General features: G+C 70.6%; 19 protein-coding genes and 2 pseudogenes. 6 read left to right on the forward strand and 15 right to left on the reverse strand.

The window, feature by feature from the left end:
* The first annotated feature begins 145 nt into the window (after positions 1-145).
* The 3 genes from ACLD7X_RS01755 to ACLD7X_RS01765 all read left to right on the forward strand — a co-directional run bounded on the left by ACLD7X_RS01755 (position 146) and on the right by ACLD7X_RS01765 (position 2621).
* Positions 146-1240, forward strand: coding sequence for a thiamine phosphate synthase (locus tag ACLD7X_RS01755; RefSeq protein WP_411421723.1), 1095 nt, complete (start codon positions 146-148; stop codon positions 1238-1240).
* 123 nt (positions 1241-1363) lie between these two features.
* Positions 1364-1567 carry a sulfur carrier protein ThiS gene (gene thiS / locus ACLD7X_RS01760; protein ID WP_411421747.1) on the forward strand — a complete coding sequence of 68 codons (204 nt, stop codon included), beginning with the start codon at positions 1364-1366 and terminating at the stop codon, positions 1565-1567.
* Between the two features lie 25 nt (positions 1568-1592).
* Positions 1593-2621: a DUF1517 domain-containing protein gene (locus ACLD7X_RS01765; protein WP_411421724.1), complete on the forward strand. Its 1029-nt coding sequence runs from the start codon at positions 1593-1595 to the stop codon at positions 2619-2621.
* A 232-nt stretch (positions 2622-2853) separates the two neighbouring features.
* Here the strand turns inward: ACLD7X_RS01765 and larB are convergent, their stop codons facing one another.
* The 5 genes from larB to ACLD7X_RS01790 are packed head-to-tail and all read right to left on the reverse strand — an operon-like array spanning position 2854 to position 5945.
* Positions 2854-3594, reverse strand: coding sequence for a nickel pincer cofactor biosynthesis protein LarB (larB, locus tag ACLD7X_RS01770; RefSeq protein ID WP_425625042.1), 741 nt, complete (start codon positions 3592-3594; stop codon positions 2854-2856).
* Positions 3579-4409, reverse strand: a complete 831-nt coding sequence (locus ACLD7X_RS01775; protein WP_411421726.1) for an SAM-dependent methyltransferase — start codon at positions 4407-4409, stop codon at positions 3579-3581. Before ACLD7X_RS01775 ends, larB begins: the two co-directional genes overlap by 16 nt.
* A 58-nt stretch (positions 4410-4467) precedes the next feature.
* Complete coding sequence (locus tag ACLD7X_RS01780) at positions 4468-4929, reverse strand: TIGR03792 family protein (protein ID WP_411421727.1); 462 nt, start codon at positions 4927-4929, stop codon at positions 4468-4470.
* A gap of 56 nt (positions 4930-4985) precedes the next feature.
* Positions 4986-5471, reverse strand: a complete 486-nt coding sequence (gene ispF, locus ACLD7X_RS01785; protein ID WP_411421728.1) for a 2-C-methyl-D-erythritol 2,4-cyclodiphosphate synthase — start codon at positions 5469-5471, stop codon at positions 4986-4988.
* 21 nt (positions 5472-5492) lie between these two features.
* Complete coding sequence (locus ACLD7X_RS01790; RefSeq protein ID WP_411421729.1) at positions 5493-5945, reverse strand: NfeD family protein; 453 nt, start codon at positions 5943-5945, stop codon at positions 5493-5495.
* A 64-nt stretch (positions 5946-6009) separates the two neighbouring features.
* On the opposite strand from ACLD7X_RS01790, the gene ACLD7X_RS01795 reads away from it, so the two are divergent.
* Entirely contained in the window at positions 6010-6891 is an 882-nt protein-coding gene (locus ACLD7X_RS01795) for an SPFH domain-containing protein (RefSeq protein WP_411421730.1), read from the forward strand.
* Here the strand turns inward: ACLD7X_RS01795 and ACLD7X_RS01800 are convergent.
* Genes ACLD7X_RS01800 through era form a run of 4 tightly spaced genes read right to left on the reverse strand, consistent with a single transcriptional unit; the run spans position 6882 to position 9597 of the window.
* The gene (locus ACLD7X_RS01800) at positions 6882-7238 is read right to left on the reverse strand and encodes a heavy metal-binding domain-containing protein (RefSeq protein ID WP_411421731.1); all 357 of its coding nucleotides are present in this window, start codon (positions 7236-7238) and stop codon (positions 6882-6884) included. The genes ACLD7X_RS01795 and ACLD7X_RS01800 overlap by 10 nt on opposite strands.
* A complete protein-coding gene (gene trmD / locus ACLD7X_RS01805; RefSeq protein WP_411421732.1) occupies positions 7232-7966 on the reverse strand; it encodes a tRNA (guanosine(37)-N1)-methyltransferase TrmD in 735 nt (244 codons plus the stop codon). Before trmD ends, ACLD7X_RS01800 begins: the two co-directional genes overlap by 7 nt.
* 5 nt (positions 7967-7971) lie before the next feature.
* On the reverse strand, positions 7972-8496 hold the full coding sequence (locus ACLD7X_RS01810; protein WP_411421733.1) for a phycobiliprotein lyase: 525 nt from the start codon (positions 8494-8496) through the stop codon (positions 7972-7974).
* A 54-nt stretch (positions 8497-8550) separates the two neighbouring features.
* A complete protein-coding gene (gene era, locus ACLD7X_RS01815; RefSeq protein ID WP_411421734.1) occupies positions 8551-9597 on the reverse strand; it encodes a GTPase Era in 1047 nt (348 codons plus the stop codon).
* Positions 9598-9687: 90 nt separating this feature from the next.
* Here era and ACLD7X_RS01820 point away from each other — a divergent pair, with 90 nt between their 5' ends.
* On the forward strand, positions 9688-10215 hold the full coding sequence (locus ACLD7X_RS01820; protein WP_411421735.1) for a hypothetical protein: 528 nt from the start codon (positions 9688-9690) through the stop codon (positions 10213-10215).
* A gap of 124 nt (positions 10216-10339) precedes the next feature.
* Here the strand turns inward: ACLD7X_RS01820 and ACLD7X_RS01825 are convergent, their stop codons facing one another.
* The 5 genes and pseudogenes from ACLD7X_RS01825 to ACLD7X_RS01845 all read right to left on the reverse strand — a co-directional run bounded on the left by ACLD7X_RS01825 (position 10340) and on the right by ACLD7X_RS01845 (position 16270).
* Complete coding sequence (locus tag ACLD7X_RS01825) at positions 10340-11077, reverse strand: Bax inhibitor-1/YccA family protein (protein WP_411421736.1); 738 nt, start codon at positions 11075-11077, stop codon at positions 10340-10342.
* An 89-nt stretch (positions 11078-11166) separates the two neighbouring features.
* Positions 11167-12168, reverse strand: a complete 1002-nt coding sequence (locus ACLD7X_RS01830; RefSeq protein WP_411421748.1) for a PhoH family protein — start codon at positions 12166-12168, stop codon at positions 11167-11169.
* Positions 12169-12338: 170 nt separating this feature from the next.
* Positions 12339-12575 (reverse strand): annotated as a pseudogene (gene rpsP / locus ACLD7X_RS01835) (30S ribosomal protein S16); the annotation flags it as partial.
* A gap of 50 nt (positions 12576-12625) precedes the next feature.
* Complete coding sequence (gene ffh / locus ACLD7X_RS01840) at positions 12626-14095, reverse strand: signal recognition particle protein (protein WP_411421737.1); 1470 nt, start codon at positions 14093-14095, stop codon at positions 12626-12628.
* 126 nt (positions 14096-14221) lie between these two features.
* Positions 14222-16270: an ARC6/PARC6 family protein gene (locus ACLD7X_RS01845; RefSeq protein ID WP_411421738.1), complete on the reverse strand. Its 2049-nt coding sequence runs from the start codon at positions 16268-16270 to the stop codon at positions 14222-14224.
* 138 nt (positions 16271-16408) lie between these two features.
* Here ACLD7X_RS01845 and pdhA point away from each other — a divergent pair, with 138 nt between their 5' ends.
* Positions 16409-17539, forward strand: a complete 1131-nt coding sequence (pdhA, locus tag ACLD7X_RS01850) for a pyruvate dehydrogenase (acetyl-transferring) E1 component subunit alpha (protein ID WP_412006901.1) — start codon at positions 16409-16411, stop codon at positions 17537-17539.
* A gap of 67 nt (positions 17540-17606) precedes the next feature.
* Here pdhA and ACLD7X_RS01855 read toward each other — a convergent pair.
* A pseudogene (locus ACLD7X_RS01855) lies at positions 17607-17858 on the reverse strand (histone deacetylase); the annotation flags it as partial.

The following is a 17858-nucleotide window of genomic DNA, read 5'->3' on the forward strand; positions in this document are numbered from 1 at the left end:
CGGGCTGTCGGCTCCTCCCTGCTCCATCTCCCCTCGGGTCGGGCCGGCCGGCCCACGGATACGGCCCCAACCTAGACAGGTTTCGGCCTAGACAGGCTTCGGTCTAGACAGGCTGCGCTCCGCTCTTCCAGACCTGGCCACGCCCATGGTTGCTCCCGAGGTTCCACCGCCAAGCCCGCAGGCCGAAGCGGCCGTGCAGCGGTTGCTCGACGCCAATCTGGACCGGGCCCGGGAGGGCCTGCGGGTGCTGGAGGACTGGGCGCGCTTCGGCCTCGGGCGGGCCGATCTGGTCGCCCGCACCAAGGACATGCGCCAGCGGCTGGGCCGGCTGCACGGGGCCCCCTACAAGTTTGCCCGCCACACCGCCACCGATCCGGGGGCGGGGATGACCCATCCCGCCCAGGCCGAGCGCCGCGACCCCCCGCAGGTCGTGGCCGCCAACGCGGCCCGGGTGCAGGAGGCCCTGCGGGTGATTGAGGAGTTCGCCCGGGCCCCGGACCCCGCGCTGGCCGCGGAGGCCGCGGCGATCCGCTACGAGCTCTATGACCTGGAGGTGGAGCTGCTGAGGGCAGGGGGAGAGGCCGAGAGCCGGCGCCTGGCCCTGGCGCAGTGTCACCTCTATCTGGTGACCAGTCCGATCCCCGATCTGGAGCGAGTCGTGGGCGCCGCCATCGCCGGCGGGGTGCGGCTGGTCCAGTACCGGGCCAAGGAGGGAAGCCCCGGCGCGGCGGGCCAGCCCATCGATGACCAGGAGCGGCTGCGGCAGGCCCGGGCCCTGCGTGCGCTGTGTGCGCGCCATGGGGCCCTGTTCATCGTCAATGACCGGGTGGATCTGGCCCTGGCCGTGGAGGCCGACGGGGTGCACCTGGGCCAGGGGGACCTGCCCCCTGCCCTGGCCCGGCGGCTGCTGGGTCCGGAGCGCCTGATCGGCCGGAGCACCCATGGCCTCGACCAGCTCCGCCAGGCGGTGCGGGACGGCTGTGACTACGTCGGGGTCGGCCCCGTGCGGGCCACGCCGACCAAGCCAGGCCGCTCCCCCGTGGGCCTGGACTATGTGCGGGCGGCGGCGGCCGAGTGCCCGATCCCCTTCTTTGCGATCGGGGGGATCGGGATGGAGGAGGTTCCGGAGCTGCTCGCCGCCGGAGCCGCCCGGGTGGCGGTGGTGCGGGCGATCACCGCGGCGGTGGATCCGCAGGGGGCCAGCCGCGCTCTGCTCCAGGCCCTCGGGCGCTCGAGCTGACGCTCCGGCTGACGCTCCGCATGCAACCCTGACGGATCCCTGCCGTGCTGGTCATCCGTGGACAGCCCTGATCCCCACCCCGACAAGGACGCCGGCAGCCGGGCAGCGGACGGGACGGCCGGGATCGCGATCCAGCTGAACGGTGAGCCGCGCCGCTGTGGCCGGGGCCTGCGGCTCGAGCAGGTGCTGGAGCAGCTCGGCTATCGCCCCCAGCTGGTGGTGGTGGAATACAACGGCGCGATCCTGCCCCGCCAGCACTGGGCTGAGCAGACGGTGGTGGAATCCGATGTGCTCGAGGTCGTCACCATCGTGGGAGGTGGCTCCTAGATTTTTTTCACTTGCACCGGCGCTTTTGCCGCCCCTTCAACGCCCCAACCCCCCCGTCCTGCCGGATCCGCACGCATCAGGTCTCCGGTCAGATCTCCAGCCTCGCTCCACGCCCTGCCGGCCGGCGCCCCTGCTGCTGCGCCGCACCCTGAGCTGGCTGGCCCTTCCGGCCCTGGTGTTCAGCCTGCTGCTCCTGGCGCCCGATCCCTCCATGGCCGCCAGTGGCGGGCGGATCGGTGGCGGCAGCTTCCGCTCGGCCCCCTCGATGCCCCGCAGCTACGGCGGCGGTGGCTATCGCGGTGGCGGTTATGGAGGTGGCTACGGCGGTGGTGGCATCGGCTTCCCCTTCCTGATTCCGATCTTCGGCTTCGGCGGCGGCGGTCTGTTCGGCTTCCTGATCCTGATGGCCGTGGTGGGCCTGATCGCCAATGCCGTACGGGGCTCGGGCGGCAGTCCGGCGCTGCCTGATGGCGGTGGTTACGTCAGCAGGCCCGATGGTCCCGTGACGATCAGCCAGGTTCAGGTGGGTCTTCTGGCTTCCGCCAGGGACCTCCAGAGCGATCTGCGGGGGCTGGCCGGCCGTGCGGACACCTCCAGCAGCATCGGTCTTCAGACCGTCCTCCAGGAGACCACCTTGGCCCTGCTGCGCCATCCCGATCTCTGGGTCTACGCCAATGCCGAGGTGGGGCAGGTCCCCTTCGCCAGCGCCGAGGCCACCTTCAACCGCCTCTCGATGGCCGAGCGCAGCAAGCTCGACCGCGAGCTCACCACCAACGTGGCCGGTCAGCGCCTCACGGCGGCCCCGGAGGCGGCCGGTGACAGTGACGCCAGCAGCGACTTCATCGCGGTGACCCTGCTGGTCGCCACGCGCCAGAGGCTGGCCCTGAAGGGGGCCGGTACGGCGGAGCAGCTGCGGTCTTCGCTCCAGGCGCTCGGGGGCGTGCCGGCCTCCGATCTGCTGGCGATCGAGGTGATCTGGCAGCCCGACGGGGTCGGCGAGGTGTTCAGCATGGAAGAGCTGCTGACGGCCTACCCCCAGCTGCAGCATCTCTGACGCCACCCGGGGGCCCGGTTTCAGCTGGGGTCCCCGATCTAGCGGCTTCACCGATCTGGAGGGGTGCATCCGAACGGTATCCGGGAGGGCCTTGCACCCTCCCGGGAAGCCCAGCACACTGCGGCTCAATCGCCTCGAGCACCATGGGATCCCGGCCGATCCAGTGGGTCAATGCCGCTGTTCTGCTGCAGGCGATCGAGCGCTATGAGCAGGGCGTTCTCGCCCGGCCGCTTCAGCTCTGGCTCGAGGCTGTGCTGGAGCTGGATCCCAAGGCTCCCGGGGCCAGCGGGGCCCCCAGGCTGCGCCCCGAGAGAATGCGCAGCGAAGCCATCGCAGCCCCGTAGCCGTTGTCCACGTTGACCACGGTCAGGCCTGGGGCGCAGCTGGCCAGCATGCCGTTCAGCGCGGCCAGGCCGCCGGCACTGACGCCATAGCCCACCGACACCGGCACACCGATCACCGGTTGGGGCAGCAGGCCCGCCAGCACCGTGGGCAGGGCGCCTTCCATGCCGGCACAGGCGATCAGCACGTCGGCCTGGCGCAACCCCTCGAGTTGGTCGAGCAAGCGGTGCAGTCCGGCCACGCCCACATCCAGCACCAGCTCCGAGGCGATGCCGTGGCAGGCGAGGGACAGCTGGGCTTCCCGGGCCACCGCCAGATCACTGGTCCCCCCGGCCACGATCCCCACCCGTCCCCGCTCCGGGATGGCCGCCGGCAGCTCGGGGCTGGTGAGGCAGCGGGCCTCGGGATGGTGCTGCACCCCCGGCGTGCCCAGCAGGGCGATCACGGCCTCGGCCTTCTCGGCGGAGATCCGGGTGGCCAGCAGCACCTCGCCTGCCTCCTGCAGCCCCACAGCGATGGCGGCGATCTGTTCCGGGCTCTTGTTCTCCCCCCAGACGGCCTCGACCATCCCCAGCCTGCGGCGGCGCTGCAGATCCAGCCGGTGTTCCGCCGTGGTCATGGCTGCTCCCACACCATTTCGATCAGGCCGGGCGTCATCCACAGGCTGGCCTGGTGAGTCGAGCGGCGGCGTTCGGCCTCCAGGGCCTCCTGCTCCGCCGGACTCCAGACCCCTGCGGCGATCAGCCGGGAGGGGTAGGTGTCCAGAAAGTCGTGCAACCAGCGGGCCTTCGGGTCGTGGCCGGTGCCACAGGCGATCAGGCTGCGGCACTGGCGCAGTCGCAGGCCCCGCCGCTCCAGCAGGGCCGGCAGGCGGGAGGCCACGTCCGGGTCCCCGCCGTGGCTGCGCCAGTGGGCGATGCAGCGGGCCACGAAGCGGGCCAGCTCGGCGCCCTGGGGGTGCAGGGAAAAGGTGTCCCACCGCACGTACTCCTGCAGCACCAGCCGTCCGCCGGGGCGCAGGGCCCGGGCGATCAGGTCGAGCAGGGGATCGAGCCGGGGCAGGAACATCGCCAGCCAGCGGCACCAGATCCCATCCCATGCTCCGCTGGGAATGGCCTGACGCCACCGGTCCGGGGTGGGCTGGGCCAGATCGAGCCGCAGGCTGTCCAGCTGGGAGAGTCCCTGCTGGCGGGCCTGGGCCTGCAGATGGCTGATGAAGGACTCCGACGCATCAACGCCCAGCACCCTGCCGTGGCTGCCGACCAGGTCGGCCAGCTCGAGACTGGCGAACCCTGGGCCGCACCCCAGGTCGAGCAGGTGCTGCCCGCTGGCGAACCCTCCCCGCCGCCAGCCTTCCTGGCAATCCTCCCGCCAGATGGCGTGCTGGCGCCCCAGCCGTTGCACCTCCTCGGGATCGCAGCCGAGCACATAGTCCGTTGGGCTCACGGTCCGGGGGGCTCGCGGTCAGCTCGACCCATCAGGGCAGCCGTGGGTGGGCGGGCTGTCATTGGGGCACCAGTTCGCCTTCGAACACCAGCGGGAACGGGTTGCCCCGCGCCGTGCCCGTGTGTTCCCGGGCGAGGCTCTCGAACGCCTGCTGGATCCTCTGGACCTCCTCGGCCGGAATGCCTTGCCACGAGGCCCGGTCGGCCCAGCGGATCAGCAGGGTGGCCTCCTCGTTGGCGGGATCCCAGAGCACCTGGCGATCGAGGAAGCCGGGTTGTTGGCGCAGCCAGGGCTCCCAGCTGGCCCGTTCGGCCCGCAGCCAGGCCTGCCGCAGCGGGGCGGGCACCTTGAGCCTGAGGATTTCGACCACGGGGCCTTCTGTGCGGTAGGGGGAATCAGGCACTGTGTCGCGATCCAGAACCGTGGCGATGGCGGCCGGCGTGGAATTGGCGGGGGGGGCGGCCAGGCTGGCCGAAGGGTGGCTGCTGAGCAGCAGCAACAGGCCCAGCGACAGCGCCACCAGCCTAGGAAGCCCCGTCCATCGCGGGCGCCGGGGCTGTGGTGGGCCTGGCCGGATCATGGCTTCTGCAGCAGGGCCACGGCATGGCAGGCAATGCCTTCCTCCCGCCCCTCGGGGCCGAGCCGTTCGTTGGTGGTGGCCTTGATGCCCACCTGATCGCTGGCCAGGCCCAGGCGGGTGGCGATGGCGGCCTGCATCGCGGTGATGTGGGGTTTCAGTTTGGGGCGCTCCGCCACCACCACGGCATCGAGGTTGATCACTTCCCAGCCCCGTTCCCGCACCAGGGCCATCACCCGCTCCAGCAGCACCAGGCTGTCGGCCCCTTTCCACTGGGCCTCCTCGGGGGGGAAGTGCTGGCCGATGTCCCCCAGGGCCACTGCCCCCAGCAGGGCGTCCATCAGGGCATGCACCAGCACGTCGGCGTCGCTGTGGCCATCGAGACCGAGCTTGTCCGGGTGGTCGAGCCGCTGTCCCCCCAGGATCAGCGGCCGCCCGGGCACCAGGCGATGGATGTCGTAGCCGTTGCCGATCCGCAGCTGCATGACGCCAGCCTCCCGCTGCGCTCAGTTTCCACCACCACCCCCTGCCGTGGGCTCGGGGAGCACCTGCAGATGGTTGCCATCGCGGCCCATCACGGTCACCGCGGTGCCGGGCGGCAGCCTCTGGCCGGCCTCGAGATTGGTGGCGGCCCAGCTCTGGCCCTGCCAGCGCACCCGCCCCTCCGCATTCCCCTCGAAGCCGCCGATCACCTCGGCCCGCTGGCTGCGGCTGCTGGCGGGGATGGCACGTTCGCGGCTCTGACGCTCCCAGCGGCGCAGGGCGAGCAGACCCGCCAGGCTCAGTGCGGCGAACACCCCCACCTGCACGAGGGGCGGCCAGGGCAGCAGGGCGCAGAGCACGGAGACCAGCAGCGCGGCCACGCCCGCTTCCAGGAGGCCATCGAACTCCGCGCCCAGCCACTCGACCCCCAGCAGCGCCAGTCCCACCAGCAGCCAGATCACGGAGGCCAGGGCCATGCGGAGTGGATGGTGTGCACCATCCATGCTGCTTAGGGTTGGACCGCGCTGCACCCTTTGCACCATGGAACCCGTCCTCGGCCTGCCGGCGCTGGTGGTGATGGCCTTCCTCGGCCTCAACAGCGTCAAGGTCACCAGCGGCGGTCAGTCGCGACTCGTGGAGCGGCTGGGCAAGTACGACCGCCAGCTGCAGCCGGGCCTCTCCTTCGTGCTGCCGGTGGTGGAGAAGGTGGTGAGCCATGAGTCGCTCAAGGAACGGGTGCTCGACATTCCGCCCCAGCAGTGCATCACCCGCGACAACGTCTCGATCGAGGTGGATGCGGTCGTCTACTGGCAACTGTTGGAGCACGCCCGGGCCTACTACGCCGTCGACAACCTGCAGGCGGCGATGGTGAACCTGGTGCTCACCCAGATCCGCGCCGAGATGGGCAAGCTCGACCTCGACCAGACCTTCACCACCCGCCAGGAGGTGAATGAGGCGCTGCTGCGGGAGCTCGACCAGGCCACCGATCCCTGGGGCGTGAAGGTGACCCGGGTGGAAATGCGCGACATCAAGCCCTCCGCCGGGGTGCAGCAGGCGATGGAGCAGCAGATGACCGCCGAACGCGAAAAGCGGGCGGCGATCCTGCGCTCCGAGGGGGTGAAGGAGAGCGAGCTCAATGCCGCCCGGGGGCGGGCCCAGGCCCTGATCCTGCAGGCCGAGGCCGAGGCCCGCCAGCAGACCCTGCAGGCCGAAGCCCGGGCTTCCGCCGCCACCCGTCTGGCCGAAGCCATCGAGGCCAACCCCGCCACCGCAGAGGCCCTGCGGCTTCTGCTGGCCAGTGAGTGGATGGCCATGGGGGAGCAACTGGCCCAGGCGAAGGGCGGCAGCGTGCTCATGGTGGATCCCCAGAGTCCGGCGTCCCTGCTCGCCGCCCTGAAGGGACTGCAGCAGGGTCAGACCTGAGGGGGCGCCGGTGCCGGCGGCAGGGGGACGGTCAGCTGCACGGCGGTGCCGGTGGCACACACCATCAGCATGCCGCCGGCCTGCCCCACCACCTCGTAGTCGAGGCTGAGGCCCACCACTGCATCGGCTCCCATCAGCCGGGCCCGCCTGTCGAGCTCGTCCATGGCGGCATCGCGTGCCTTCTGCAGGGCGTCCTCGTAGGCCCGGGCGCGGCCACCCACCACGTCCCGCACGCTGGCGAGCAGGTCGCGGAAGATGTTGGCGCCCAGGATGGTCTCTCCATGCACCACCCCGAGGTAGCGGAGGATCGGCCGACCTTCGACCGTCGGTGTGGTCGTGATCAGCATGGGCTGCTCGACTCCTCAGTCGAGGACTGACCCGCGGGGTTTCGGGCGGCCTGCCAGCGGGCGTAGAGGTCCGGCCGGCGCTCCGAGGTGCGCGTCTGCTGCTGTTCGGCTCTCCAGCGGGCCACGGCGCCGTGGTCGCCGCTGCGCAGCACCGCCGGCACCTCGAGGCCGCGGAAACTGGCGGGCCGGGTGTAGTGGGGGTGCTCGAGCAGCAGGTTGGAATGGCTCTCGTCCTCCAGGCAGGCCTCGGTTCCCACCGTGCCCGGCAGCAGCCGCACCACGCCGTTGATGATCACCGCCGCGGGCAGCTCGCCGCCCGTGAGCACGAAATCGCCGATCGACACCTCTTCGTCGGCCAGGCTGCGGATCCGCTCGTCAAAGCCCTCGTAGTGGCCGCAGAGCAGCACCAGCTGGTCGCAGCTGCTGGCCCAGCGCCGCAGGTCGGCCTGGCGGAGCGGCTGGCCCTGGGGGCTCATCAGCAGCACCCGCCGCCGCGGCAGCACGGGGATCGCCTCCACGGCGGCGAATACCGGCTCGGGCTTGAGCACCATGCCGGCGCCACCGCCGTAGGGCTCGTCGTCGACCTTGCGGTACCGGTCGCTGGCGTGGTCCCGCGGGTTGTGCAGGTGCAGCGAGGCGATTCCGGCCGCGAAGGCCCGACCGATCACCCCCAGCGCCAGCAGCGGCGCGAAGGCATCGGGGGCCAGGCTGACCACATCGAGACGCATGGCGCTCAGGCCCCGGTCGCGGGCCGGCTGACGCGGCGAATCTCGGAACTGAAGCTGGCCCGGGCGGGGAGGCCGTCCCCCGGGTGTTCCACCGTGCTGCGCAGCCGCAGGTTGGGCTTGGTGAACCAGATGCGCTCGCGAACCTCGCCGCTGCCCTTGCGGATCCGCAGCTCGAGGCTGCCGTCAGGCCAGAGCTCCCAGTGCCCTTCGCCGCCGTGGGCCGCGGAGAAGCGGCCATCAGCGCTGAACTGAAGCTGGCGGGGCACGCCGCCCTTCGGCCCCACGCTCAGGCCCCCGGGATCGCGGCTGGCCTCCAGCGGCTCCAGAAAGGCCACCACCAGCTCCCCCCGCTCGCTGCTGTGCCATTCGTCCCCCTGCTCCCCCGCCGCGGCGGCGTCGAGGGCGAACTGGCTGCGCAGGCTCATCCACTCGCCCGCACAGAACCGCAGGAAGTCACCGATCTCCTGGGGAGGGAAGGGCGGCGGCGCTGCGGTGGGGGTGGCGGTGGCGGTGGCGGGCGTTTCAGTCATGGAGCCATCTTCTCAGCTCCCCTTCCCCACCGCTCGGGTGGCGAGGCTGCGGGGCTAGTCGCCCCGATACCCCAGCTCCGCCAGCCTGGCCGCGCTGCGGCGCCAGCCGGGCACCACCTTCACGAACAGTTCCAGGTAGACCGGGCCGGCGAACACCTTTTCCATCTGGAGGCGCGCGCCCTGGCCGATGGTCCGGAGCATGCGCCCCCCCTTGCCGATCAGGATGCCCTTCTGGCTGGAGCGCTCCACCAGCACCGTGGCCAGCACGGCCGTGCGGGGCCCATCCTCGACGACCCGGTCGATGCTCACGGCCACCGAATGGGGGACTTCCTCGCGGGTGTGGCTGAGCACCTGTTCGCGGATCAGCTCGGCCATCAGCAGCTGCTCCGGCTGGTCGCTGACGGCGTCGGCCGGATAGAGGTGGGGGCCAGGCGGCAGGGCCGCACTCAGGGCCTGCACCAGTTCGGAGGTGCCCGCTCCCGTCAGGGCGCTGACGGGGTGGAGGGGCCAGTCCAGGGGCGGAGGCCCCCCAGGATCCGCGTCCTGGCCGCCACCGGCCAGCAGCTCCCGGTAGCTGGCCGCGAGCTCCTGCCGCCGCTCGGGGCTGACCAGGTCGTGCTTGTTCAGGGCCACATGCACCGGCGCCCTGCAGTGCCGCAGCAGTTCGACGATGAAGCCGTCGCCGCGGCCGGCCGGCTGGCTGCCGTCCACGAGCAGCAGCACCACGTCCACCTCGCCGATGGCGCCCCGGGCGGTCTTCACCAGCCGTTCGCCGAGCAGGTGGTGGGGCTTGTGGATACCCGGGGTGTCGAGCAGTACCAGCTGGGCCTGGGGGGTGGTGAGGATGGCCCGCAGCCGGTTGCGGGTGGTCTGGGCGATCGGGGAGGTGATCGCCACCTTCTGGCCCACCAGCTGGTTGAGCAGGGTGGATTTGCCCACGTTGGGCCGCCCGATCAGGGCCACGAAACCGGAACGGAACGGTTCAACCCCATCCGGCTGCCCCAGCAGTCGCGCTGATTCGGCGGGATCAGGGATCGGCAGCAGCACTCCCTCCTCGGCCTGCGGGGCCGTAGCGCTGGGGGGCTGGTCGGAAGGGTCCATCCCTCCAACAGTGCCAGTCCGCAGGGACCCGTGGTGGCCCTGGTTCCATAACCTCAGGTCTGTTCGCCCTTCCCTGGGTTTCCTCACACCATGACTGCGCCGCCCCTCGAACCCTCCTTCCCGCAGGCGATGGAAATCACCGCCCAGTGGCTGGGACTGTGGGAGAACGGTGAACTGAGCGAGGAGGTGCTGGCCGATCGGATCGGTGAGCTCGTGTCCAGCCGCGACGGGGCCCGCGGCTTCTTCGTGGTGAGCCTGGCCGGGGACTGCCCCCTGATGGACCGCCTGCCCGAGCCGCTGGTCCAGCAGCTGCGGGCCGCGGGCGATGGCGTGGTGGACCTCTCCGCCCGCAACCTGGCCATGAGCACCGCCATGGCGCTCCACCACCGGCGCGCCGGGGATGGGGGTCAGGAGGCCTCCTCCGAACGGGTGGCCAGCCGCTGCACCGAGCTGCTTCGCCTGCTCGAGCCCCAGGCCGTCAAGCAGCGACTCGAAGGCCTGCTCGAAGCCGCCCGCCACGGCAGCGGCGCGGATGTCGCCTTCCTCGAGCGCTGGGGTTACGACGCGGAGCAGCGGGAGGCGATCGCGAGGGCCGTCGTGGCGGTGGCGGAGACCTGAGCCCTCGATATTCCGACCCTGACCATGCAACGCCTGACCAAGAAAAAGCGCCCCGGATGGGGGCGCTGAGGCGGTGGTCGCCGGATGAGAAGGGCCCGCGACGGATCTCAGCCGCCAGGCACATTCAGTCGCGGCGGCCTCCACCCTGGAGGGCAATGATCAGGCGCAGGATGAAGATGAACAGATTGATGTAGGTGAGGTACATCCCCAGGGCACCGGCCAGGTACTGCTCGTCGCTGTAGGTGCGGGGCATCGTGTAGAAGTCCACGAAGGCCGCGCCGATGAACAGCACGGTGCCGAAGCCTGCGATCAGCAACTCGAAACCGTTGCCCCCGAACATGCCGGGCACGAACAGGCTCCCCACGATCTGCACCACCATGGCGATGAGCAGGCCGATGATGCCCAGACCGACCACGGCGCTGAGGGCCTGGCCGACGCTGTCACTCATGCGGCGGCCGGTCACCGAGGCGATCACGAACGTGATGCCGGTGGCCAGCGTGGCGGTGCCGATGGCTCCGACCCCGGCGACGCTGAGCGCGTAGGCCACGATCCCGCTCAGGGTGAAGCCGGTGATCAGGCTGTAGGTGGCGAGCAGGGGCAGGGCCGTGCCGTTGTTGCCCTTCATGGCCACGTTCTGGGCCACGAAGAAGAGGATGAAGTTGCCGATCAGGGCCACCCAGAAGAGGGGCATGAACAGCCCCGGGCTGCTGGCCATCAGGGTCAGGCCTCCGAGCACGCCGCCGGCGGTGAGCACCATGCCGCCCCCCACGTAGGGAAGGGCCCTGTTGACGACATTGGGCCCCACCAGGGCGCTGGATTGCGCCTCGCGGATGGCCTCCTGGAAATTGCTGCTGGCAGGCATGACGCCCCAGAGTTTCGAACTGGAACCATCCTGCCAGTGTCGAGCGGGTGGCGGCAGGGCACCGGGGCTCGCGGCAGGTGCGGATCTCCCTATGAACGGCGGGCCGGCTCCCGCAGGGGCCGGCGGGCATCGCGCTGGGCGTAGGCGTTCACCAGCCGCTGCACCAGCGGGTGACGCACCACATCGGCCGCCGAGAGATGGCAGATCGCCACACCCTCCACCCCATCGAGCACCTGGGCCGCCTCGCTCAGCCCGCTCATCACCCCCGGCGGCAGGTCCAGCTGGGTGGGGTCCCCGGTCACCACCATGCGGGAGTTCTCCCCGAGGCGCGTCAGCACCATGCGCATCTGGGCCGTGGTGGTGTTCTGCGCCTCGTCGAGGATGACGAAGGCATCGGCGAGGGTGCGGCCCCGCATGTAAGCCAGGGGTGCGACTTCGATCACACCCTTCTCGAGCAGGGCCGAGGTGCGTTCCGCCCCCAGCAGCGCGTGCAGCGCGTCATAGAGCGGACGGAGGTAGGGGTCGACCTTCTGCTGGAGGTCCCCGGGCAGGAATCCCAGCCGCTCGCCGGCCTCCACGGCCGGGCGGGTGAGGACGAGCCGCTGGACCTTGCGCTCATTGAGCATGCGCACCGCCAGCACGGTGGCCAGGAAGGTCTTGCCCGTGCCGGCGGGACCCAGGGCGACCGTGAGGTCATGGGATTCCATCGCCTCGACGTAGGCCTTCTGGCGCAGCGTGCGCGGCCGCAGCAGCTGGCCGCTCTGGCTGCGGGCCAGGACCTGCTCCCCCAGGGAGCGGTGCTCGGCGCTGCGGCCGGTGTCCAGGGCCTGCAGGGCGGATTGGACATCGACCTCGCTGATGCCCTGCCCCTCCTGCCAGAGGGGGCGCAGCATCTCGATCAGGGTCTGGGTGCGCTCCAGCTGGTTGGGCCTGGCGTTGATGCAGAGCTCGAGACCACGCAGCACCAGCGAGGCTCCCGTCAGGGCCTCGAGGCGCCGGAGGTTGACCTCCCCCTGCCCCGCCAGAGCGAGGGCTGCGCTGGTGTCGGGCAGGCAGACCGAGGCCTTGGTGGGCTGCTCCAGCCCGCCCATCGGGCCGGGACTCAAGCCTCGGCGGTGGCTGGAGCTTCAGCGGCGGCTTCCGCAGCAGCGGCAGCCTCGGCGGCCTTGGCTTCGGCGGCCTCCTTGGCCGCCTGCTTGGCGGCAGCTTCGCGGGCTGCGGCCTGCTTGGCCTGCCCCACCACCACGGAAGCACGCACGCGCTTCTCGACGAGGCCGCCACGCTCGAGCAGGGTCAGCACCGTGTCGGTGGGCTGGGCACCCTGGGCGAGACGGGCGCGGATGGCCTCGGTGTCGAGCCGGGTCTCCTTGGTGCGCGGGTTGTAGAAGCCGAGCTCCTCGAGCGGGCGCCCGTCCCGGCGGGACGTGCTGTTGGTGGCCACCAGGCGGAAGCTCGCTTCCCGCTTCTTGCCAAACCGCTTCAGGCGGAGCTTGATCATCGTGGCTGTGCCGCTAAGTGTCCAAACAACCAGAGTACCTCTTCGGGTGCCTAGAGCTGGCCGAACCCCTTGCGTTTCTTGGCTGGCCTGGGGGCCTTGCGGGGGCTCCCGGCCCGGTTGCCGGCCGCCCCCATGCCCGGCATGCCGCCCCCCATTCCGGGCATTCCCCCCATCCCCGGGAATCCGCCGCCCATCCCCGGCATCCCCGGCATCCCGCCACCCCGGGTCATCTGCTGCATGAAGCCGCGCATGCGCTGGAAGTCCGCCAGCACCTTGTCCACGTCGGCCGGACTGTGGCCGCTGCCGCCGGCGATGCGCCGCCTCCGGGAGGGTGCCGCGGCCAGCAGATCGGGATCGCGTCGCTCGGCTTCGGTCATCGAGCCGATCATCGCCTCGATCTTCCGGAGCTGCTCTTCGCCCTGTTTGAGCATGCCGTCGTCGATCTTGTTCATGCCCGGGATCATCTTCATCAGGCCGCCCAGGGAGCCCATGCGCTTGATCAGGCGCATCTGCTGCACGAAGTCGGAGAAGTCGAAGGTGGCTTCCTGGAGCTTCTGCTGCATCTTGGCCACATCGGCCAGCTCCACCTCCTTCTGGGCCTTCTCCACCAGCGTGAGCACATCGCCCATGCCGAGGATGCGGCTGGCCATCCGCTCCGGGTGAAAGGGCTGCAGTGCCTCCACCTTCTCGCCGGTGCCGATGAACTTGATCGGCGCGCCGCTCACCTTGCGGATCGAGAGGGCGGCGCCGCCGCGGGAGTCGCCGTCGAGCTTGGTGAGCACGGCGCCGGTGATGCCCACCTGCTCGTGGAAGGCGCGGGTGAGCTCGGCCGCTTCCTGGCCGATCATCGAATCCACCACCAGCAGCACCTCGTCGGGGCTGCAGGCCTCGCGGATCCGCACCATCTCCTCCATCATCGACTGGTCGATCTGGAGGCGTCCGGCGGTGTCCACCAGCACCGTGTCGAAGCCCTCGGCCTTGGCTTTCTCGATCCCGGCGGCGGCGATGGCCTCGGGCTTGGCCTCGGTGCCCAGGCTGAACACCTCCACGCCAATCTGGCCGCCGAGGGTCTTGAGCTGCTCGATCGCCGCCGGGCGGTACACGTCGGCCCCCACCAGCAGCGCCTTGCGGCCCTGATCCTTGAGGTGGAGGCCGAGCTTGGCGGTGGCGGTGGTTTTCCCTGCACCCTGCAGGCCGGCCATCAACACGACCGAGGGCGCACCGGGCTTGCCGCCGGCGGCCAGGGGGGCGTTCTCGCCGCCCATGGTGTCCACGAGCTGCTCGTGGACCACCTGGATGAACTTCTGATCCGGGCTGATGCCGCGCACCACCTCGGCCCCGAGGGCCTTGCGCCGCACCTCGGCGACGAAGTCCTTCACCACCGGCAGGCTCACATCGGCCTCCAGCAGGGCGCGCCGCACCTCCTTCAGGGCCCCGTCGACGTTGGTTTCGCTGATGGTCCCCTGGCCGCGCAGGTTCTTGACGGCGTCTTCAAACCGCTGGGAAAGCTCGTCGAACATCGAGGCCGGGTCTCAGGGGAGCAGGGGCGGTGGTTGCCGCCGGGTGGGTTGATCGTAAAAAGCGGAGCTGCAGAAGGAGCTGCACAGCAGGATGCTGCCGAACAAGCGGCGCCGCGCGAGCCGGCGTCAGCGGGTCGGCCCGAAGCCGGCCAGTCGCCAGACGTCCCCATCGCGGCCGAAGACATACCGGTTGCGCAGCTCCAGTTGGCTGGCCTGGCCGAGGGGATTGCCATCCGGCCCCCGACGCTGGTCGCTGTAGCGGATCGTGGCCTCGGCGGCGATCCGGTTGGGCCCCTGTTCCGTGATGGTCAACCCTTCCACGGCGGTGGTGATCGCCTGGGTCTCATTGCGGGCCGCATCGTCGCGGCGTTCCTGTTCGAGCCGCTCGATCTGGGCGGGGCGCGCGAGGGAGTCGAGGGGCTGCCCCGCCTCCTTGCCCGCCAGAACGGCGGCCTTGGCGGCGAGCCACCGTTCCAGCAGGGCCTTGATCTCGGCCTCGGAGGGCTCGGCGCTGCGCAGCGGTGCGGCTGCCGGTTGGGAGGGTGTCGGTTGGCTGGCTGTCGACTGGGGTGCCGTCGACTGGGGGGCCGTCGGAGTGCTGCTGGCCGGTTGTCCGGCCTGCTGCCCCGCTGGTTTCTCAGCCGATTGGCCGGGCGGTGCCTCCCCGGCGACGGGTTGGACCACGATCGGCGTGGCCGGTGGGCGGGGGCGCAGCAGGGCGACCAGGCCGAGGCCGAGCACCCCGGCGGCCACGGCCGCAGCCGTGATCAGACCACGGCGTCCGCCGGGGGGGCGCCAGGAGGGCCAGTTCAGCGAGGGGAGACGCCACTGGGGGGGCCAGTGGGGCATCCAGCTCTCCTGCCAGTCGAGTTCGTCGTCGAAGTCGTCTCCGCCCGGGGCCTCCGGCTCCAGGGGGGGACGGAACGGTCCCGACTCGGCCGAGCCCTGTGCAGCGGTGAAGGGGTTGCTGAAGGGATCCAGACCTGGACTGTCGAACGGAGGCGACAGCACAGGGGGAGCCAGCCGTTCGATGTAGGCCTGCACATCCCGGTCGGCGAAGTAGGCCTCAAGGTCGGCTTCGGCTTCCAGATCGCGGTAGTGGGGCAGGACATCCCGGGCGAGCCACTCACTGCACCAGGCGCAGAGCTGGCCGAGGGGATCACTGCTCTGGTTCTCGGCCCAGCGCAGCAGGGCTGGGTCGGCCCCCACCTGGAAGGCACGCTGGGCCGCCTCCACCTGGCCGAGCAGCAGGTGCAGGCAGGCCAGCAGGGGCTGGAGTCCCTCCAGCCCGCTGGACTCCAGCCGCTGCTGGGCTTCGGCGATCCGCTCCGGTTTGCGCTGGGCGAAGCCGGACGCGGTGAGGGCCGTGCTCGCCACGAAATCGGCGGCGGGCGAGTCGCTGGCCCAGCGACTGAACAGATCGATCTGCTCCTGGACGGTGAGATGGTCGCGGATCTGCTTGAAGAAGGCCTGGAAGTCCTCGGGGCTGAGGGTCGGGTCCGCATCACCCTCGAGCCCCCCCCGGTCGCGCACGAGCTCCTCCAGCAGTGCCAGGCCTTCGGAGCGTTCCTCGATCGCCGCGAGGTTGCGGCTGAGCAGATCGAGCACCCGGAAGGGACGCAGGCGCTGGAGTTCCTCGCTGATCGCCTGCCGCAGGTGCGGATGCTGGCCCACCCGCTGCAGCAGCTGCAGCCCGCTGCGCAGGGTATGGGCGGCCGCTTCATAGAGGCGGTGGTCCTTCTGCTCCCGGGAGGCCGCCAGACAGGCCAGAGCGGCCAGGCGGCTGAGGTCCGTTTCGCGGCCGCTGCCGAGTGTCGGAGCCTGGGGAGGCTGCAGCCGTCGGCAGGCCAGGTCGAAGCACTCCAGGGGCTGGCCAGCCTCGAGGAGGAGCAGCAGGCCACCCAGTTCCCGGCTGCTCGGGATCTTCAGGCCATGGACGGGATGGCCCGTGCCGGCATGGGCCGTCAGCTCGGCCTCGTAGACCTGGCGTCGGGCGGTGTCGGTGAGCAGGTCGGCACTGTCACGCAGCAGGGCCTCGCGGGCCTGGAGCGTCTCGCTGGTGAATCCGTCGTCGGGAGCCCGGTTGAGCCGGTGCTCCAGGGTGCGGAGCACCGACTGGGCGTCCGTGGTCGGGCTGACACCGAGCAACCGGAAGTGATCGATCGGCAGTTCCAACCCATGCGGCCAACTGGAGGCCGACTGTAGTCAGGGTCTTCGGTTTTGGCTGCCCCGATCACAGTCGTGGCTGCCAGACCCCGTACAGTTCGTGCAGCTTCCGCCTTCGCTGAAGGGCCGCCCGACGGACTTCCCGACATGACCCAGGCCGACACCAGTCGCGATATGACGGCGGATTCCGCCCTGGCCGGATCCGGAGCTCCCGGCTGCTCCGCCGATTCCACCCACGTGGCCGGCCCCCACGCCGAACGGCTCGAGAACCTCTACCCCGCCACGCCCGCCACGGTGACCCGGGACGAGGGGCTGATGCTCTACCGGGACATGGTGCTGGGGCGCCGATTCGAAGACAAGTGCGCGGAGATGTACTACCGCGGCAAGATGTTCGGCTTCGTGCATCTCTACAACGGCCAGGAGGCCGTGAGCACGGGCGTCATCAAGGCGATGAAGGCTCAGCACGACTGGTTCTGCAGCACCTACCGCGACCACGTCCATGCCCTCAGCTGCGGCGTCCCCGCCCGCGAGGTGATGAGCGAGCTCTTCGGCAAGGAGACGGGCTGCAGCAAGGGCCGGGGGGGCTCCATGCACCTGTTCTCACGGGAGCACCACCTGCTGGGTGGCTATGCCTTCATCGGCGAGGGCATTCCCGTGGCTCTGGGGGCCGCCTTCACCAGCCGCTACAAGCGCGATGCCCTCGGCGATGCCAGCAGTGACGCCGTGACCGCGGCGTTCTTCGGCGACGGCACCTGCAACATCGGTCAGTTCTACGAGTGCCTCAACATGGCGGCGCTCTGGAAGCTCCCCATCCTGTTCGTGGTGGAGAACAACAAGTGGGCCATCGGCATGGACCACAACCGCGCCACGAGTGATCCGGAAATCTGGCGCAAGGCCGCGGCCTTCGGCATGGCCGGCGAGGAGGTCGACGGCATGGATGTGCTCGCCGTGCGCGCCGCCGCCCAGCGGGCCATCGAACGGGCCCGGGCCGGTGAAGGCCCCACCGTGCTGGAGTGCCTCACCTACCGCTACCGGGGCCATTCCCTGGCCGATCCTGACGAACTGCGGGCCGAGGCGGAGAAGGAGTTCTGGGCCCGGCGTGACCCGATCAAGCGCCTGGCGGCCCATCTGGTGGAGCACACCCTCGCCACGGCCGAGGAGCTCAAGGGCATCGACAAGGACATCGATGCGGAGATCGCCGACTGTGTGGCCTTTGCCCTCGAGGCTCCCGAGCCGAGCCCCGAGGAACTGACCCGTTACATCTGGGCTGAGGACTGACTGGGCTCAGGCCTGACTGGCAGAGCGGTCAAAGCCGGGGCCTTCCAAGCCTGTGTCACAGCCCATGTCACAGCCCGTGCAGGCGGGCCTGTTCCGCCGCAGCCCGGAACACCAGTGCGTGGCGCCTCACCAGGTCCGGCAGGGGGCCGTAGCCGCCGCCGATCACCGTCGCCACCGGAATGCGCCGTCTCAGGCAGGCATCCAGCACCAGCCTGTCGCGGTTCATCAGCCCCTGATCGGTGAGGCAGAGCCTGCCGAGACGGTCTTCGCGGTGGGGATCCACCCCGGCGTTGTAGAGCACCAGGTCGGGTTGGATCTG

This window comes from Aphanothece microscopica RSMan92 (assembly GCF_046613545.2).
GTDB lineage: Bacteria > Cyanobacteriota > Cyanobacteriia > PCC-6307 > Cyanobiaceae > NIES-981.

Bases quoted from the DNA above. Each gene is read 5' to 3' on its own strand.
- ACLD7X_RS01755 (WP_411421723.1), top strand. From the start codon at position 146: ATGGTTGCTCCCGAGGTTCCACCGCCAAGCCCGCAGGCCGAAGCGGCC.
- ispF (WP_411421728.1), bottom strand. From the start codon at position 5,471: ATGCAGCTGCGGATCGGCAACGGCTACGACATCCATCGCCTGGTGCCC.
- ACLD7X_RS01790 (WP_411421729.1), bottom strand. From the start codon at position 5,945: ATGGCCCTGGCCTCCGTGATCTGGCTGCTGGTGGGACTGGCGCTGCTG.
- ACLD7X_RS01795 (WP_411421730.1), top strand. From the start codon at position 6,010: ATGGAACCCGTCCTCGGCCTGCCGGCGCTGGTGGTGATGGCCTTCCTC.
- ACLD7X_RS01800 (WP_411421731.1), bottom strand. From the start codon at position 7,238: ATGCTGATCACGACCACACCGACGGTCGAAGGTCGGCCGATCCTCCGC.
- trmD (WP_411421732.1), bottom strand. From the start codon at position 7,966: ATGCGTCTCGATGTGGTCAGCCTGGCCCCCGATGCCTTCGCGCCGCTG.
- ACLD7X_RS01810 (WP_411421733.1), bottom strand. From the start codon at position 8,496: ATGACTGAAACGCCCGCCACCGCCACCGCCACCCCCACCGCAGCGCCG.
- era (WP_411421734.1), bottom strand. From the start codon at position 9,597: ATGGACCCTTCCGACCAGCCCCCCAGCGCTACGGCCCCGCAGGCCGAG.
- ACLD7X_RS01820 (WP_411421735.1), top strand. From the start codon at position 9,688: ATGACTGCGCCGCCCCTCGAACCCTCCTTCCCGCAGGCGATGGAAATC.
- ACLD7X_RS01825 (WP_411421736.1), bottom strand. From the start codon at position 11,077: ATGCCTGCCAGCAGCAATTTCCAGGAGGCCATCCGCGAGGCGCAATCC.
- ACLD7X_RS01830 (WP_411421748.1), bottom strand. From the start codon at position 12,168: ATGGGCGGGCTGGAGCAGCCCACCAAGGCCTCGGTCTGCCTGCCCGAC.
- ffh (WP_411421737.1), bottom strand. From the start codon at position 14,095: ATGTTCGACGAGCTTTCCCAGCGGTTTGAAGACGCCGTCAAGAACCTG.
- pdhA (WP_412006901.1), top strand. From the start codon at position 16,409: ATGACCCAGGCCGACACCAGTCGCGATATGACGGCGGATTCCGCCCTG.